Here is a 15,755-nt window from a genome sequence, read left to right on the forward strand (position 1 = left end):
TAAACCGCATCCCGGTCACTTTCTTCTGTATCCGTATTCGATTTCTTCATTGGTTTTAAGTAATCGCCCTTTACAAAGGTAACAACAATATCCATTTTTACCAACTTTAATTTTAGGTGCTTCTTTAAGTGAGGTACCAACTGGACAACTCATTTCTGCCTTACAAGCAATGAGGCTAAAAAAAAATATTGTTACAACGTTGGGTGTTATGCTAAGGTTTTTTCCTGTTCTTATTAGTGAAAACAAGACCTTTCAAGAGGCAGCAATGTTGAGAGGGATATCTTACAAGCACATAAGAAATTGGCAGCATCCTTTAAGAATATTTGAGTACTCAATTGTCCCGTTATTAATGCGAACTATTAGCTTAGGTGAAGATTTATCCATGAATGGCTTTATGAGAGGTATGGATATTGAGAAGCGGCGTACAACCCTTTACTCTAACTCTTTGACTCAATTTGACCTGCTAATACTCCCCATCCTTTTTACGTTGCTTTTTATTTTTCTAGCTGGCTGATTTTTTTACGGTGATTATTTGAACGAGGGGTAAAATGTATGCTAACACTAAGTAATATAAATTTTATTAAAAATGAAAAACGCATTTTAAGTAACATAAACATAGCTGTTAAGGAAGGTGAATGTATTGCACTTGTAGGAGCATCAGGATCAGGTAAGTCGAGCTTATTAAAAGTCTTTAGTGGCTTAATTCCGCATTTCTACCAAGAAGACCATTTCTCAGGGCAGTTATTTACAAACGGAGAGTTGGTAACAGAAGCTAATTATGAAGCTTATATTAAAAAAACTGGTGTTGTTTTTCAAGATCCTAAAAGCCAATTTTTTACATATAAAGTAAAGGATGAATTAGACTTTGAGCTTGAGAATAATGGGTTGGAAAGAGGTTTTATTGAGCAGAAAGTTAAGCAAATCGCACGGCTAATTAACATTAGCCATTTGCTAGATTGCGCTTTAGACTCTCTTTCTAGTGGTCAGAAGCAAAGGGTAGCTATTGCAACTGCTCTAATAAATGATAGTGACACGCTGATTTTGGATGAGCCAAGCTCAAATTTAGATCTTTCAGGGACAAATTTACTTAAAAAACTGTTGCAAAGCGTTAAAGATACTGGGAAAACCATTATTATTGCTGAGCATCGTGTCTACTACTTACGTGATGTTGTCGACCGCTTTATCTATATTCAGGAAGGTAAAGTAATGAAGACTTATACTAATAGGGAGTTTTTCTCACTGCCAGATGCACTTAGAGGAGAGCTTGGTATCCGTAAGTTAAGTATAAAAGCTATTAAACCTGATCGGCTAACAAAAGAAATACCTGATAAAGATCCCTTAGTTTTAAATGATGTAAGTATTGCTGTTAAAAGAAAACAGTTGATAAATTCGATTAACTTAACACAAAGTCGAGGAGAAATTATAGCTATTATTGGAAGGAATGGTGTTGGTAAAACAAGTTTTGCCAAAACTATTCTTGGTACACAGAAAGCCATGACTGGGCATTTTCTCATAGCTGGGAAACCATTAAATAAGAGAGAGCGTTTAAAATCGGTCTGGATGGTTATGCAAGATTCTATTTATCAAATATTTGGTGATAGTTCCTATAATGAGCTGCTTATTGGTCATGTGCAAAGCTCAGCGGATCAGATTAAAAAGCTGCTGAAGAAGTTTGATTTATGGCATGTAAGATTTACACACCCATATAATTTATCTGGTGGTGAGCGGCAGCGTTTGATAATTGCAGTTGGTCTTCTTCAACAGCGACACGTGCTAATTTTTGATGAACCGACTTCAGGTCTTGATGGTAAAAATATGTTAAGAGTTTCAAGTATAATTAAAGAAGCAGCACTTGATCATTATACGCTCATTATTACTCACGATCCGGAGCTAATTGCAGAAATTTGTGATCGTGTGGTAATGCTTGATCACACCGGCGTTGTCTTAGACCTAAGAAAAGAACAATTGGATGGATCTACCCTTGAAAATTTATTAACGTTTTAGTCATTAATAGTGAAATATGATATGAGGAAAAAATTTAAATTGTGAAAAGTGCGCAAAGCTGCTCGAATGTTAAGTTTTCTAAAGAAATTTACCAGATTGGTTAGTTTAAGTTCAGTATAATACTGTTCTAGAACTAGCCCTTTTTTTAAAAAAATAAATCGTAATCGTTACTATTTACTTTAATGATTAAAAATGGTATACTTTTTCTTAAAACGTAATCATTACGATTTACTTTTTTGAATTAGTTTAATTTGAAAGGATGAGTAATATGGCTAAGAAGTCTAAAATAGTTAAAGAAAAAAAGCGTCAAGCCCTTGTTGAACAGTATGCAGATTTACGGAGAGAGTTAAAAGCAAAAGGTGATTATCAAGCCTTGAGAAAGTTACCACGAGATTCTTCACCAACACGGTTGAACAGCCGTTGTGAAATTACTGGGCGTCCAAGAGGGTATATGCGTAAATTTAATATGTCTCGTATTGCATTTCGTGAATATGCGCATAAAGGTCAAATTCCTGGTGTGAAAAAAGCGAGCTGGTAAGACCTTAATAACATTAATTGTTTAATCAAGAAAAGGGGTTGGAGCTAATATGGAGCAAACTGTCGATGTTATCATTGTTGGCGCTGGCCCATCGGGTATTGGTGTGTCAGCCCTACTCAGTCAAATGAATTGCCATTCTTATCTTATCCTTGAACAAAAGGGGATTGGAGGATCATTTCATAGATGGCCAAAAGAGATGCGCTTCATTACCCCTTCTTTCCCAGCGCAAGGGTATGGCCAAACAGATTTAAATGCAATTGTACCCAAAACATCTCCAGCATTTACGTTAGATATGGAGCATCCAACTGGAGAGGCTTATACGCAATACCTTGAATTAATAGTAGATCACTTTGACATACCAATAAAAACAGGGGTTTACGTTAACAAAATAGAAAAGCACGATAACCAGTTTGAAGTAATAACAAATAAAGGGTTTTACAAGAGTAAATATGTTATCTGGGCGGCTGGTGAGTACTGTTACCCCAACTTAAATCCATTTCCTGGCGCACAACATGCCAGACATAATAGTCATGTCAATTCATGGAGTGATTTAAAAGGAGATAACTACATTATTATAGGTGGATTTGAAAGTGGGATGGATGCGGCTTATCAGTTGGCCCGTCTAGGTAAATGCTCAAAGGTTCTTGCCAAGTCTAAAACATGGGAAACAGGTAACAGCGATCCGAGTATCGCTTTATCAACCTATACTTATAACCGAGTTAGATCTTACATTAATTCGGGGCACATTGAAATTATTGAAGAAGCTGGGGTTTCTCATTTAAAAGCAGATCAAAATGGTTATCATGTCTATACAAATAATGGATCGAGCTTGTTAACGAAGGAACGTCCAATCTTAGCGACTGGTTTTATTGGTGGAACAAGTATAATTAGTAATCTTATTAAGTATGGTGAACATGGGAAAGCATTGGTGAATGAAAAAGATGAATCAGTAGTGACGAAGGGGCTGTACATTGTCGGCCCAGAGTTGCGTCATAGTTCTCATATTTTTTGCTATATTTATAAGTTTCGTCAGCGTTTTGCGGTAGTTGCACATGCAATTGGTAAACAATTAGGGCTAGATTTAACTGCTATCGAGGCTTATCGACAAGAGAACTTTGTACTTAATGACTTATCCATGTGTGGAGAGCTTTGTCAATGCTAGGGGTTGAGTCTAAGCAAGCGACTATGCTAAATGCTGCCATGATAGGTTTTGAATCAGTTGGCAAATCAGCAATTTTTCGCCAACTAACAGGGGATCATCGGTCAGTAGCGCGCAATGTAAAAGGGTCCACTATTTCAGCAAGAGAAGCACAAACAATAGCGAATACAAGTATACGGTTAACTGATCTCCCGGGTATCCAAGTAGAAGGCGATAGTATGACGACCAAGCTAGCCCTAAGTTATACCAAAGAAGCCTCTTGGTCAGAAGTCATCTTAGTTGTTGTGATGTCAACTCGCTTAAGAACTGAACTGCTAAACTTGTATAAGCAAGTTAGTTTAAAAGGGAAGCGTGTTGCGATTGTTGTAACATATGCAGATAAGTATGAACCAAAACCTTTTGAGCAGAAGAGAATAAAAGCATTATTAGGTGTGCCTGTTACATGGGTTAATGCTAGGCATCTGACTTCAGAAATGCAAGATAATGTAATGAATTGCATAAAACAATCTGCTATATGGGGAGCAACAGCCAGTGTTTTAACATTCTTACCTGATCAGTTAAGTAATAATGAACCACAGAAACTATTATTTCTGCAAGAACCTATTATAGGTTCTCTTATTGCCTTGTTAATAATCATGTTAATCTTTGCTGTGCCAGTCTACTTGTCTTATCTATTTGTTGTTTGGTTAGAGCCTCTTGTAGAATTGTATGCTCTCGAACCAATTGCCAAACTATTTGAAGGAACGGCTGAATGGTGGGCAGTGTTGATGGTTGGTGATTACGGTCTACTGACACTAGGAAGCTATTCATTTATTTGGGCATTCCCAGTCGTACTGTTAATGAGTGTGATGACGGTAATAACAGAAGAGACTGGCTTACAAGAGCACTTAACTTCATCATTAGATCCTTGGATGAGAAAAATGGGTTTAACTGGACGCGATTTACTACCTGTTCTGACTGGTTTTGGATGCAATGTCGTAGCGGTTATGCAAAGTCGAAGTTGTAGCCAGTGCACAAGAGCTTCTTGTGTTTCCTTAATAAGTTTCGGATCAGCATGTAGCTATCAAATTGGAGCAACACTTTCTATTTTTAATGCTGTAGGGGCACCATTGCTATTTCTTCCATACATTAGCCTGCTTTGCCTTGTCGGGGCTATCCATACAAAAATCTGGTCAGGAACTCAGGAGCATGATTTAAATCGAGTAGCTCCATTGCCACCTTTGCAGGGTATTGACAAGAGAGCTATGGCTTGGAAGGTATCCGAGGTCATTAAGCAATTTCTATTTCAAGCGATGCCAATCTTTTTAATTATCTGTGTCGTCGCAGCATTTCTTGAATTATTTAACGTGTTAACCTGGGTAAGTCAATTAATAAGCCCAATCCTTTCTATCTTTTCCTTACCTGGCGAGGTTGCTCCAGGATTAGTTTTTTCCTTTTTGAGAAAGGACGGGCTAATGATTTTGAATCAAGGGCAAGGCATGATGCTAAGTCATTTATCAATTAATCAAGTGTTTTTGCTAGTTTACCTAGCATCTACATTGTCTGCTTGTCTTGTTACAATTGTTAGTGTTGGAAGAGAGTTAAATTGGAGAACGGCAGGTTCAATGATGATTAAACAATTTGTTACTAGCATAGTTAGTACGGGGCTTTTAGCCCTACTTTTCTTATGGATTTAATGAAAATAAAAAAGGAGATGTAAATCTAGTGAGTCGAATTCCTGTAACTGTATTAAGTGGTTATTTAGGGTCTGGGAAAACAACCCTTTTAAATCATATTTTGCATAATCGCGAAGGATTGAAGGTTGCTGTCATTGTTAATGATATGAGTGAAGTGAACATTGATAGCGAGTTAGTTCAAACTCAGGGCGGTTTTTCAAGGACTGAGGAAAAACTAGTGGAAATGTCAAATGGTTGTATTTGTTGTACACTTCGTGAAGATTTATTGGTCGAAGTTGAGAAACTTGTGAAGCAAGGTTCGATTGACTACATCGTTATTGAATCATCAGGAATTAGTGAGCCTATTCCTGTTGCACAAACCTTCTCATACATCGATGAGGAGATGGATATTGATCTCACAAAAATTTGTCGATTAGATACCATGGTAACTGTTGTTGATGCTAATCGTTTTTTAGCTGACTTTGGTTCGGGAGATTTGCTGCTTAACAGAAAGCAAGAAGTTAGTGAGCATGATGAACGTCATATCGCTGATCTTTTAATTGATCAAATTGAGTTCTGTGATGTGTTAATCCTTAATAAAATTGATTTAGTCTCAGAAGACGAGCTAACAAAGCTTGAGGGCGTGATAGCAAAGCTTCAGCCTCGTGCCAAAATCATTCGAACAGTAAAAAGTAAAGTTGATCCTAGTGAAATTATAAATACTGGTTTATTTGACTTTGATCAGGCAAGTGATTCTGCAGGATGGATTCAGGAATTAAATGTTGGAGCCGCTAATCACACACCTGAGACTGAGGAGTATGGCATTGGTTCATTTGTATACCGGGCCAGACGACCGTTTCACTCTGAGCGACTTATTAGCTGGTATGAAAATTTACCAAAAGAAATCGTTCGTGCAAAAGGAATAGTATGGTGTGCCTCTCATAATAAACTGGCTCTACTATTATCCCAAGCTGGACCTTCTGTTCAAGTTGAGCCTGTTGCTTATTGGGTTGCTTCGTTGCCAATTGAAAAACAAAAGCAAATTATTCAATCAAATCAAGAAATACAGGATTTATGGGACGATGTGCATGGCGATCGTCATACGAAGCTTGTCTTTATTGGTATTGATATGAATGCAGAAGAAATTAATTCTGACCTTGACCACTGCTTATTAAGTGATCTGGAAATGGAAGAGGATTGGTCAAAGTATCCTGATCCATATGGTTGGCAGTTAGCCTAGTGGAGGGAAGCAGAAATGATTTTATCGGGTCAAACAATTAAAGAAATGATTGAAACTAATCAGATTACTATTGAACCCTTTGAACCTCAAACCATTCAACCAGCGTCAATTGATTTACGGTTAGGTGGACATTTTCTTATCCTTGATGAGATGTCTACTCCGATGCTGTCAGTCAATGATAATGCTCATTATCATGAATTAACAATTAGCGAGGAAGAATCTGTTGTTATTCCTCCCCATACCTTTATGTTAGCAACAACTATAGAGACAGTACATCTTCCTAATAATTTGACTGCTTTCGTAGAGGGAAGAAGCTCAATTGGTAGGCTAGGTGTCTTTATACAGAATGCGGGGTGGATTGATCCAGGCTTTAACGGTCAAGTGACACTTGAGCTGTTTAATGCAAATCGTGTCCCGGTTAAACTAAAGGTAGGTATGCGTGTTTGTCAGCTTGTTATTGCTCAGGTTGATCAAACGACAGCAGGCTATCATGGGAAGTACTTACTTCAGCATGGGGCAACAGCAAGTAAAATCTATCTAGATTAAAAGTGGGGATTAGAATGAGAAAAAGGATACCTGTTACAGTTTTAAGTGGTTTTTTAGGTTCGGGTAAGACAACATTACTTAATTACCTGCTTACTAATCAGCAAGGATTAAAGGTTGCTGTTATCGTTAATGATATGAGTGAGATTAATATCGACGCGAAGATAGTAAAGGATGGTGGCTTTGTTCGAGCTGAAGAAAATTTAGTTGAAATGAGTAATGGCTGTATTTGCTGTACTCTAAGAGAAGATTTAATAATTGAACTTGAAAAGCTTGCACAGCTAGATGTTGATTATATTCTCATTGAATCTAGTGGAGTGTCAGAGCCAATTCCAGTAGCGCAGAGTTTTGTTTATTATGACGAAGAGCTAAACATTGACTTAAATAAACTATTTGAACTTGATACGATGGTCACCGTCGTTAATGCACAGCAATTTTGGCAGGATTATCAGTCAGAAGAGTTGTTGCTTGATCGTAAAATAGCGGTAGGTGAGGATGATCAACGTGGTATTGTAGACTTATTAATTGATCAAATTGAATTTGCAAATGTTATTGTACTAAATAAAACAGATCAGGTACCAGAAGAAAGTACTAACTTCTTAACAGGTCTACTAAAAAAGCTGAATCCAGATGCCGAAATTATTTTGACAAAATTTGGTCAGGTTGATCCGTTGGATGTGTTAAATACAAGAAGCTTTGACTTTGAGCGAGTAAGTCAAGGAGCAGGCTGGATTAAGGAATTGAATGAAGAGCACGTTCCAGAGACAGAGGAGTATGGAATTAACTCGTTTGTTTATCGAAGACGCCAACCTTTTCACCCCCAACGTCTGGCTAACTGGTTAGATTGCTGGCCAAAACAGATTGTCCGTGCAAAGGGTTTTTTCTGGCTTATATCTCGTCCTAATATCGCTTGCCTGCTCTCACAGGCAGGTTCAATGCTAACTATTGAGGCTGCAGGTAAGTGGCTAATAAGCCATACCACAGAAGAGCGTGAGGAAATGCTTGAGCGGGAGCCGGAGTTGGCAAAGAGTTGGGCTGATTATCAGGACGATCGTATGACTGAACTCGTTTTCATTGGTCATAATCTTAATAAAATTGCTATTGAGCAGGAGCTAGATGCCTGCTTGTTAACTAAAGCAGAACGAGAAAGTGCTCAGGATTTCCCTGATCCTTTACCAGTTTTTTTGTAGTGAAAGTGTTAAAAAGAGTGAGCAGCTCGTTTATTAAGCTGTTCGCTCTTCTTCGCTTATTAGCTTAGCCTTCAGCCTTCTCCCCAAATAACTCTGGAATCATGGTAAAACCATCAATAATAGTATCTTCTTCAACTTCAATCATTAAATAACGTTTTCCAGCGAAGTGGACCTGGCGCACGTGCCGTAAATCCTCAGGACTAACAGCAACATTGGCAATCTTTGTATTAATCTTAATCGATTTTGATTTATATTTAGGGACAATATTTTTGGCTTTTAACTCATATTGGTCGTCATCAATCACATTATGAAAGGCTGTCTGGATTTTCTCAGTATCAATATCTTCAACCCCACTATGCTTCAAGACTTGTTCGACATCTTTGTAGTCAAGCCGAGCGATTTCTTCCTCTGAATCTTGTTCTTCAACAACGCGATTAATTTCTTCATAAACATTAGCAAGTGTAGCTGTATTTAATTTATGCCCAACTGCATCACGGACAATCTCTTCAAAGATAATTTTGTCCTCTTGAGCAGTAATCGACTCCTCAGCATTAAGGACCGTATCAATAAATTCTACATCTGGTTCATTTGCTTTTGGTGCTGCGTAAAGGATGTGATTAACATCGGCACTATTGTCAGTAAAGCACGGAAATAGAAAGCCGCCAATTGGTTGAGTTAAGTTAATAATCGGATCAACAATGACATTATATTTAAAGGCTTTCTCGACATAGTCAAAAAGGAGTTCCTTTTTAGGGTCCTGTGTTTTATTCATACTGCACAAAATAAATTGATGAGAATAAACCGCATCCCGGTCACTTTCTTCTGTATCCGTATTCGATTTCTTCATTGGTTTTAAGTAATCGCCCTTTACAAAGGTAACAACAATATCCATATCGTACTCACGCTCAGCGAGCATTTTTTCTACTAGCTTCAGCATTTGTGCTTTCCAATCTTCACCATTATCAGTAAGTAAGCCTTGGTGGAGAATAAGCTGACTTGGGTCTTCACAATCAGTTTGAAATTTTAATTCAAACAGCTTTTCATCAATTGCCCCCGTTAATACCTTTTTAAAGTTCGCTAGAAACAGCTCTTGTTCATCTTGATCTAGAATATTAAAGGGTCGACTCTGCTGATGATAGACCTCACTCGATTCCTTCATAATATAAACATTAAATATCTCACTGATATGTAATAAATCATTTTCTTTTTTAAATTGCTTCTTTAGGTTAGCAATATCTTTTTTATTCATGGTCAGACCTCCTGTATTAGCAATTCAAAAGCACCGCTCACCTTGGATTGAGCGGTGCTTAGCAGTTGCTGTTTGTTGATTTGTAATGTAAGTAATAGAAATAGCCACTTAAGCAAAAACCGATAAGAATAAAAAAAACAAACAACGGTCCAGGATGGATTTCAAATCGAGCTGCTAGAAAAAACTTAAGTAATAATAACGTAAAAGACCAAAGTAACACTAACGTTCCTGAAATGAGATAAATAGTGACTCACACCCATCAGATAAAGTCGGTTGATTGCTAATCATTCGCTAATTATATTCTACAGCTGATAGATCTCTCGTGCAATAGTTTCAATTAGGAAAATAACTGGGACTTGAGTGGTCACGTTGGTATGGAGATTAAACTCTTCCGTAATATAATAGGAGATATTGACGTCAGAGATCTTGGCAATTGTTGAAAGTTTGTTATTGGTAATACTAACAATCTTGCTTCCTTCTTGCTTTAACTTATTTACCTGAGAAATAGTAAAAGGGTTCTCTCCTGAGACTGATAAAGCAATTGTCACACTTTTATTTTTTAATTTGGCATGTAAGGGATAAGAGAAGTCTTTAATATAAGTCGAGAATTTGCCTAAACCTGAGAAGTATCTTGCCCCATACTCGGCCAAGATACCAGAGCTACCGTTACCAATAAAGATAACATTTTCTGCGTCCGAAACAAGACTGGCAGCCCGTCCAATCTGTTCATCACGATCAGCATGAAGCGTCCGTTCAAAAAATTCAAGTATCGCATGCTGACTACTTTTAATTGGCTGCTTTTTCCCTTCTTGAAGCTCCATCTTAAGCTTGGTTTTAAATTCTGAGAAGCCCTCACAATTAAGCTTCTTACAGAATCGCAGAATGGTTGCAGTTGAAACATGGGTAGCGTCTGCAAGCTCTCTAATGCGCATGTAGGCAACTTTCTCGATATTCTGACAAATATAATGATAAATGCCCATCTCTAAATCATTAAATGATGAAATTATTTGACTTGTGAACACCTAAATCCCTGCTTTCTTAATGAAAAGAATAACAACAAGCGTATTGCGTTAATTTAATAGCCAATCATTATGACGAAGTAAGCTTATAAATCAAAGTATATCATATGACACAGTGTGTTACAATTTTGTCACAAGTAACTAGGCAGGATAATTAGAACAGAAATGTAAAAGTAGCTATTAAAGTTAGCTAGGGCAAGGTAAGCTAAAGATAGACATTAATTATTTACTTAAACAGGAGGAATGTAGAATGACAAAAAGTCGTTTTCCAAAAGGATTTCTTTGGGGTGGGGCAACAGCAGCAAATCAAGTGGAGGGAGCGTTTGATCAAGGCGGTAAAGGCCTATCTATTTTTGATATGGTGACGTTTGTACCTAAGGAAGAGCGTAAACAAATTGAGATGGATGTCAAAAGTGAGGCTGAGCTTGAAGCGCTATTGGCAGGTGAGAAAGGTGATAACTTCCCAAAAAGAAGAGGCGTTGATTTCTATCATCGCTACAAAGAGGATATTGCACTTTTTGCTGAGATGGGGTTTAAAACATATCGCATGTCGATCTCCTGGCCGCGTATCTTTCCTAATGGAGATGAGTTAGAGCCAAATGAAGAGGGCCTTGCATTTTATGATCGTGTCTTTGATGAGCTTTTGAAATATAACATTGAACCATTAGTCACGATATCTCATTACGAAATGCCCTTACACTTGGTGCGCGAGTACAATGGCTGGGAGGATAGACGTGTTATTGAATTTTTTGTTAGATACTCAAAAGTACTTTTTGACCGTTATAAAGAGAAAGTAAAGTACTGGTTAACTTTCAATGAAATTAACGTTTCATCTTTAGCGCCTTATATTGGTAGTGGGATGTTAGTTGATCGCCTAGCTAATCAGGAGCAGTCTATCTATCAAGCCTTACATCATCAGTTTGTTGCAAGTGCGTTAGCAGTGAAGGCTTGCCATGACAGTATTCCAGATGCACAAATTGGTTGTATGCTAGCAAGAATGGAAGCCTATCCTGAAACGTGTCACCCTGATGACGTACTGGCTGCTTTAGAGGCTGATCAGCGTAATCTCTTTTTTACCGATGTCCAAGTAAGAGGTCAATATCCCACTAGCATGTTACGCTATTTTGCAAAGAATGGTATTGAAATTAAGAAGTTGCCAGGGGATGAAGAACTTCTTGCCGCACATCCAGTCGATTTCTTGTCATTTAGTTATTATATGTCTATGGTAGCTAGTGGAAATCCTGACAAAGCGAAGGATAAGGGAAACTTCTTTAGCGGCATAAAAAATCCTTATTTAGAAGCATCAGACTGGGGTTGGCAGATTGACCCGAAAGGATTACAAACAACGTTAAGAAAAATGTATGATCGTTATCAAGTTCCTTTGTTCATTGTTGAAAATGGTTTAGGGGCATATGACAAGGTAGAATCAGATGGGTCAATTCAGGATGATTATCGCATTGCGTATTTAAGTGCCCATATTGATCAGGTAGGAGCGGCCATTGAGAGTGGGGTTGAGGTGTTAGGTTTCACTAGCTGGGGCTGTATTGATCTTATCTCTGCAAGTACGTCTGAGATGTCAAAACGATATGGTTTTATTTACGTAGACCAAGATGATTATGGCAATGGAACCCTTGAACGGAAAAGGAAGGCATCCTTCCATTGGTATAAAAAAGTCATTGAGTCAAATGGTGCTGATCTAACTTAAATGGTAAAAAAAGAAAAAACCTCTATAACATAGAGGTTTTTTCTTTTTGCCGTCATGTTTTTTATTTTTTGATAAAATAAGGGTTAGACCGTATCTTTTTTTAGATTTCTCTCGTTTAAGTAAATGAAGGGGGTAAATAACATGCATTTTAATGAAAGTTGGCAGCAACATCAATCTTCGCTGCGCAAGGCGTGCTTATTGTTTACACAAAATTATCATGATGCGGAGGATTTAATGCAAGCAACGTGGCTTAAAGCCTACCAACGACTGGGTGATAAGGAGTTTACAGTTTCTACAGCGTATTTCACGACCATCGCAAAGCATTTATGGATTGATCAAAGGCGTCGTAAGAATTTACCTTGCACAAATATTGACCAAGAGGCGCTTTTGCAAATTCCAAGTCGAGCAGTGAGTGATACAAGTGAGCTTACTTGTCTATTAAATTTGCTTGTTACCCACCTTACGACTAAACAGCTTATTATGTTCTTGTTAGCGGATGTCACATATTGTTCATTAGCAGAAATCGCGCAGTTAACACAAACGTCTCTTGGAGCGGTTAAAGCAAGCTTATTTCGTGCAAGGCAAAATGTTGATCGATATGTCCGGGGTCAATTAGATAAAGATGTTGAGTTGGCGGACGAAGAGTCAATCCTTCGTGTGCAATTGTATGTTCAAGCGTTACAAAGTGGTGATCACCAATTACTATCCCAGCTACTGAACGAGCAATTATCTGTAGCAACATTGTATGCGATCAGTCAGCAATCATTAGGGCAATCCGCAACCATTTACATGTGTGCTTAGCAGTTATTATTGAAAAGGGGTGCTATTCATGAGTATACCGATACCATACGTCATTGACCAGACAGCAACAGGGGAAAGAAGCTACGATATTTATTCAAGGCTACTAAAAGATCGAATTATCTTTATTGGCTCAGAGATTAATGATGCCCTGGCTAATAGTGTTACTGCACAATTGCTCTTCCTTGATTCACAGGATACCCAGGCAGATATCTCAATTTATATTAATAGCCCAGGCGGCTCGATTTCAGCTGGCTTTGCCATGCTCGATACGATGGAGCACGTAAGAGCGGATATTAAAACAATATGTATTGGTATGGCAGCTTCCTTTGGAGCACTGTTACTGCTTGCTGGTACAGAGGGAAAGCGCTATGCTTTGCCAAATGCAGAAATTATGCTCCATCAGCCCTCGGGTGGGGTAAAGGGTCAAGCAACCGATATGAACATTTATGCACGTCGAATTTTGAAGCAACGTCAAGCGATTAATCAACTTATTGCCGATCGCACAGGACAGCCGGTTGATAAGGTTGCAACCGATGTTGAACGTGATTATTTTCTATCTGCTCATGAGGCTAAAGCATATGGTGTGGTTGACCATATTTTAACAAGAAATTAAGCTAAGTAATAGGGTGCCATTTTTGGTGCACCTATTTTTTTTGTTAGTGCTGGGCGGACGATAATTAACTATCATACATAGTAATAGCAATGATAGAGAAGAAGGAATGGCATTCATCAGCCATGCATATCAAGATGTGCCGTTCAAATTGTCGAGTAAGGGGAAGAGACAATAATTGGCGCCGCCACCGTCACCATCATCCAGCGCTTTCCTCTAGGGAGCTGTATATTGCTTGCTTTAATGAGAAGAAATTAAGATCATTTGGCTCTAAAGAGCTGTGGATAAGTTTGTAATTAAAATCACGGGAGGGAATGAAGATGGTGTGCTCGTGTGACATCAAAGATCGCCTTAAAGTAGGAAGGAAAAGTTGGACAATTAATGGTGGGATCGCAGTAGCCTAATAGAAGGTAATTATTTAAATAGCTTTCAAGCGCTCTAATCATAGCACAGGAAATCACGGGAATGCTAAAGGAGAACATGCTGACTTTTAAGCTAGCGAATTTGGCACAGAGGACTTTGCTTATTTCTTGTAAGAACGTCAGGGTATCTATGTTCATGTGAGGGCCACCGGTATTTATCAACAGCTTATCCACATCACCAGCTTGTGTTTAATAGTAATGAGCAATCACTTTTGTTGATTCACCAGGCTTTTCTAAATAGTGCAGCAAACTATGTTCTATGGGAGATGGAGATTAAATGAAGGCATTATTAGTTATTGATGTGCAAGATGGAATTATTAAGAGTGGGGCATTTAATAAAGAAATTGCTAAGATAGAGGTAACGATTCAAGCATTTCGAGCCAAGAATCGACCTGTTATTTTCTTACAGCACTTTGACCAAGATCACCAGAGTCCATTACATCGTGACAACTCAGGTTCAAAGATAAATAAAGTGCTACGGCCATATGCGGAAATAATTATTGAAAAACAAACACCAAGTGGTTTTTTTAAAACTGAATTGGCGAGCGTCTTGGAGAGACTAGAAATAGACCAACTGTTTATTACAGGGTTTGAAGCAGAGTTCTGTTGTTTTTTTACAGCAGTTGCCGCTTTTGATCGCGGCTTTAAGGTGTCAGTAATTGAAGATGCAATTGGTGCAGTTAACACAGGAGCAACCTATCAAATGGCTGATTTAGATGTGAAACGATTTGTTGGTACGGTTTTAAAATGGTCAAACGCTGCTGAAGTAATAAATGCACAGGAAGCTGCTTGTCGTTTATAGAATTGAGTATAATAAGGGCTTTTACTTAGCTATAGTTTAATTAATGGAATTTCTATATTTGTTAGATTTTTCAATGTAACATGCAGCTCTAACTTGCTATTTATCGTTGCTAAAAAGACCTCGTTAAGATCGCCAATGTTACGTTGATCTAGTTGTCTAAATAACCATTGCTCATCCGTTTTGACATGTTTTAAAATATCTCGATCAATGACACCTTCAATAATGACAGGAAAGGTAATGGCGGGTTGAGCTTCTAACGAGCCAATATCAGCCTTAGTAACATTGCGCTTGTCGCTCTTTTTTAATACGGTAAGTACGCCATTGGGTTCAATAATACCTGTCTCCACATCATTAATATCAAAGACATCCTTTTCACGGAGCATTTGGAAAATAATATCAGTTGTGTAGCGAATTGTGCGTAGGTTTTTATATAATAGCTGACCATTAGTAATGACAACAGTTGGTTCAAATGTTAACAATCTGTTTAATCGCTGACTTGCGCGCTTCCAATTGGCAATGGTACGTTGTAATAAGGCAATGGAAATGATTGCCACAATAGTGGGGAAATGCTCGATGTCTGGGTCGGCAATATCTGCCCCAACAACTGAACCGAGTACAATAATAATGAGAAAGTCAAATACTGGTAATTGTCCAATTGCCCGCTTACCCATGTAAAGAACAATAAAAAGTAGTAGTGGGATGATCGTAATAATACGGCCAATGATTAATGCGGAATTACTTAAATAATCCATTTAATGCCCTGCCCTAATGTTAAGATTTAGTGTTATTAGCCTGTCCGATTACTCGTTATCCATACT

16 protein-coding genes are annotated in these 15,755 nt (G+C 38.0%); 12 read left to right on the plus strand and 4 right to left on the minus strand.

Features of this window, described 5'->3' with window-relative positions; translation table 11 throughout:
- Window positions 1–95 (minus strand): hypothetical protein (locus BM000_RS16990; RefSeq protein WP_342708161.1); only part of this gene is annotated, 95 nt, incomplete at its 3' end.
- A 74-nt stretch (window positions 96–169) separates the two neighbouring features.
- Here BM000_RS16990 and BM000_RS17180 point away from each other — a divergent pair.
- From BM000_RS17180 to BM000_RS07420, 8 genes are all read left to right on the plus strand, one after another.
- The gene (locus BM000_RS17180; protein ID WP_177178248.1) at window positions 170–514 is read left to right on the plus strand and encodes an energy-coupling factor transporter transmembrane component T; all 345 of its coding nucleotides are present in this window, start codon (window positions 170–172) and stop codon (window positions 512–514) included.
- Between the two features lie 38 nt (window positions 515–552).
- Window positions 553–2,004, plus strand: a complete 1,452-nt coding sequence (locus BM000_RS07390; protein WP_091496410.1) for an ABC transporter ATP-binding protein — start codon at window positions 553–555, stop codon at window positions 2,002–2,004.
- A 268-nt stretch (window positions 2,005–2,272) separates the two neighbouring features.
- Window positions 2,273–2,542 (plus strand): 30S ribosomal protein S14, encoded by a 270-nt coding sequence (rpsN, locus tag BM000_RS07395; protein WP_091496413.1) that lies wholly within the window; start codon window positions 2,273–2,275, stop codon window positions 2,540–2,542.
- A 49-nt stretch (window positions 2,543–2,591) separates the two neighbouring features.
- The gene (locus BM000_RS07400) at window positions 2,592–3,704 is read left to right on the plus strand and encodes an NAD(P)/FAD-dependent oxidoreductase (protein ID WP_091496415.1); all 1,113 of its coding nucleotides are present in this window, start codon (window positions 2,592–2,594) and stop codon (window positions 3,702–3,704) included.
- The gene (locus tag BM000_RS07405) at window positions 3,698–5,377 is read left to right on the plus strand and encodes a nucleoside recognition domain-containing protein (RefSeq protein ID WP_091496417.1); all 1,680 of its coding nucleotides are present in this window, start codon (window positions 3,698–3,700) and stop codon (window positions 5,375–5,377) included. The genes BM000_RS07400 and BM000_RS07405 overlap by 7 nt, the downstream gene beginning before the upstream one ends.
- A gap of 28 nt (window positions 5,378–5,405) precedes the next feature.
- On the plus strand, window positions 5,406–6,596 hold the full coding sequence (locus BM000_RS07410) for a GTP-binding protein (RefSeq protein ID WP_091496419.1): 1,191 nt from the start codon (window positions 5,406–5,408) through the stop codon (window positions 6,594–6,596).
- A 15-nt stretch (window positions 6,597–6,611) separates the two neighbouring features.
- Window positions 6,612–7,142, plus strand: a complete 531-nt coding sequence (gene dcd / locus BM000_RS07415) for a dCTP deaminase (RefSeq protein WP_091496421.1) — start codon at window positions 6,612–6,614, stop codon at window positions 7,140–7,142.
- A gap of 14 nt (window positions 7,143–7,156) precedes the next feature.
- Complete coding sequence (locus BM000_RS07420) at window positions 7,157–8,329, plus strand: GTP-binding protein (protein ID WP_091496424.1); 1,173 nt, start codon at window positions 7,157–7,159, stop codon at window positions 8,327–8,329.
- A 64-nt stretch (window positions 8,330–8,393) separates the two neighbouring features.
- Here the strand turns inward: BM000_RS07420 and BM000_RS07425 are convergent, their stop codons facing one another.
- Both BM000_RS07425 and BM000_RS07430 read right to left on the minus strand, forming a co-directional pair.
- Entirely contained in the window at window positions 8,394–9,578 is a 1,185-nt protein-coding gene (locus BM000_RS07425) for a DUF4317 domain-containing protein (RefSeq protein ID WP_091496426.1), read from the minus strand.
- Window positions 9,579–9,880: 302 nt separating this feature from the next.
- Window positions 9,881–10,600 carry a MurR/RpiR family transcriptional regulator gene (locus BM000_RS07430; protein ID WP_091496428.1) on the minus strand — a complete coding sequence of 240 codons (720 nt, stop codon included), beginning with the start codon at window positions 10,598–10,600 and terminating at the stop codon, window positions 9,881–9,883.
- A gap of 247 nt (window positions 10,601–10,847) precedes the next feature.
- On the opposite strand from BM000_RS07430, the gene BM000_RS07435 reads away from it, so the two are divergent.
- The 4 genes from BM000_RS07435 (at window position 10,848) to BM000_RS07450 (ending at window position 14,937) form a co-directional block, all read left to right on the plus strand.
- Window positions 10,848–12,302, plus strand: a complete 1,455-nt coding sequence (locus BM000_RS07435; RefSeq protein ID WP_091496430.1) for a glycoside hydrolase family 1 protein — start codon at window positions 10,848–10,850, stop codon at window positions 12,300–12,302.
- 141 nt (window positions 12,303–12,443) lie between these two features.
- Window positions 12,444–13,103 (plus strand): RNA polymerase sigma factor, encoded by a 660-nt coding sequence (locus tag BM000_RS07440; RefSeq protein ID WP_177178249.1) that lies wholly within the window; start codon window positions 12,444–12,446, stop codon window positions 13,101–13,103.
- 28 nt (window positions 13,104–13,131) lie between these two features.
- Window positions 13,132–13,716 carry an ATP-dependent Clp protease proteolytic subunit gene (locus BM000_RS07445; protein WP_091496434.1) on the plus strand — a complete coding sequence of 195 codons (585 nt, stop codon included), beginning with the start codon at window positions 13,132–13,134 and terminating at the stop codon, window positions 13,714–13,716.
- Between the two features lie 696 nt (window positions 13,717–14,412).
- Window positions 14,413–14,937, plus strand: coding sequence for a cysteine hydrolase family protein (locus BM000_RS07450; protein ID WP_091496436.1), 525 nt, complete (start codon window positions 14,413–14,415; stop codon window positions 14,935–14,937).
- A 29-nt stretch (window positions 14,938–14,966) separates the two neighbouring features.
- Here the strand turns inward: BM000_RS07450 and BM000_RS07455 are convergent, their stop codons facing one another.
- A complete protein-coding gene (locus tag BM000_RS07455) occupies window positions 14,967–15,689 on the minus strand; it encodes a DUF421 domain-containing protein (protein WP_091496438.1) in 723 nt (240 codons plus the stop codon).
- Window positions 15,690–15,755: the final 66 nt, after the last annotated feature.

Source organism: Amphibacillus marinus (assembly GCF_900110345.1).
GTDB lineage: Bacteria > Bacillota > Bacilli > Bacillales > Amphibacillaceae > Amphibacillus_D > Amphibacillus_D marinus.

Excerpts from the sequence above, each read along its gene's own strand:
- BM000_RS17180 (WP_177178248.1), top strand. The coding sequence starts at position 170 with ATGAGGCTAAAAAAAAATATTGTTACAACGTTGGGTGTTATGCTAAGG.
- BM000_RS07390 (WP_091496410.1), top strand. The coding sequence starts at position 553 with ATGCTAACACTAAGTAATATAAATTTTATTAAAAATGAAAAACGCATT.
- rpsN (WP_091496413.1), top strand. The coding sequence starts at position 2,273 with ATGGCTAAGAAGTCTAAAATAGTTAAAGAAAAAAAGCGTCAAGCCCTT.
- BM000_RS07400 (WP_091496415.1), top strand. The coding sequence starts at position 2,592 with ATGGAGCAAACTGTCGATGTTATCATTGTTGGCGCTGGCCCATCGGGT.
- BM000_RS07405 (WP_091496417.1), top strand. The coding sequence starts at position 3,698 with ATGCTAGGGGTTGAGTCTAAGCAAGCGACTATGCTAAATGCTGCCATG.
- dcd (WP_091496421.1), top strand. The coding sequence starts at position 6,612 with ATGATTTTATCGGGTCAAACAATTAAAGAAATGATTGAAACTAATCAG.
- BM000_RS07420 (WP_091496424.1), top strand. The coding sequence starts at position 7,157 with ATGAGAAAAAGGATACCTGTTACAGTTTTAAGTGGTTTTTTAGGTTCG.
- BM000_RS07425 (WP_091496426.1), bottom strand. The coding sequence starts at position 9,578 with ATGAATAAAAAAGATATTGCTAACCTAAAGAAGCAATTTAAAAAAGAA.
- BM000_RS07435 (WP_091496430.1), top strand. The coding sequence starts at position 10,848 with ATGACAAAAAGTCGTTTTCCAAAAGGATTTCTTTGGGGTGGGGCAACA.
- BM000_RS07440 (WP_177178249.1), top strand. The coding sequence starts at position 12,444 with ATGCATTTTAATGAAAGTTGGCAGCAACATCAATCTTCGCTGCGCAAG.
- BM000_RS07445 (WP_091496434.1), top strand. The coding sequence starts at position 13,132 with ATGAGTATACCGATACCATACGTCATTGACCAGACAGCAACAGGGGAA.
- BM000_RS07450 (WP_091496436.1), top strand. The coding sequence starts at position 14,413 with ATGAAGGCATTATTAGTTATTGATGTGCAAGATGGAATTATTAAGAGT.
- BM000_RS07455 (WP_091496438.1), bottom strand. The coding sequence starts at position 15,689 with ATGGATTATTTAAGTAATTCCGCATTAATCATTGGCCGTATTATTACG.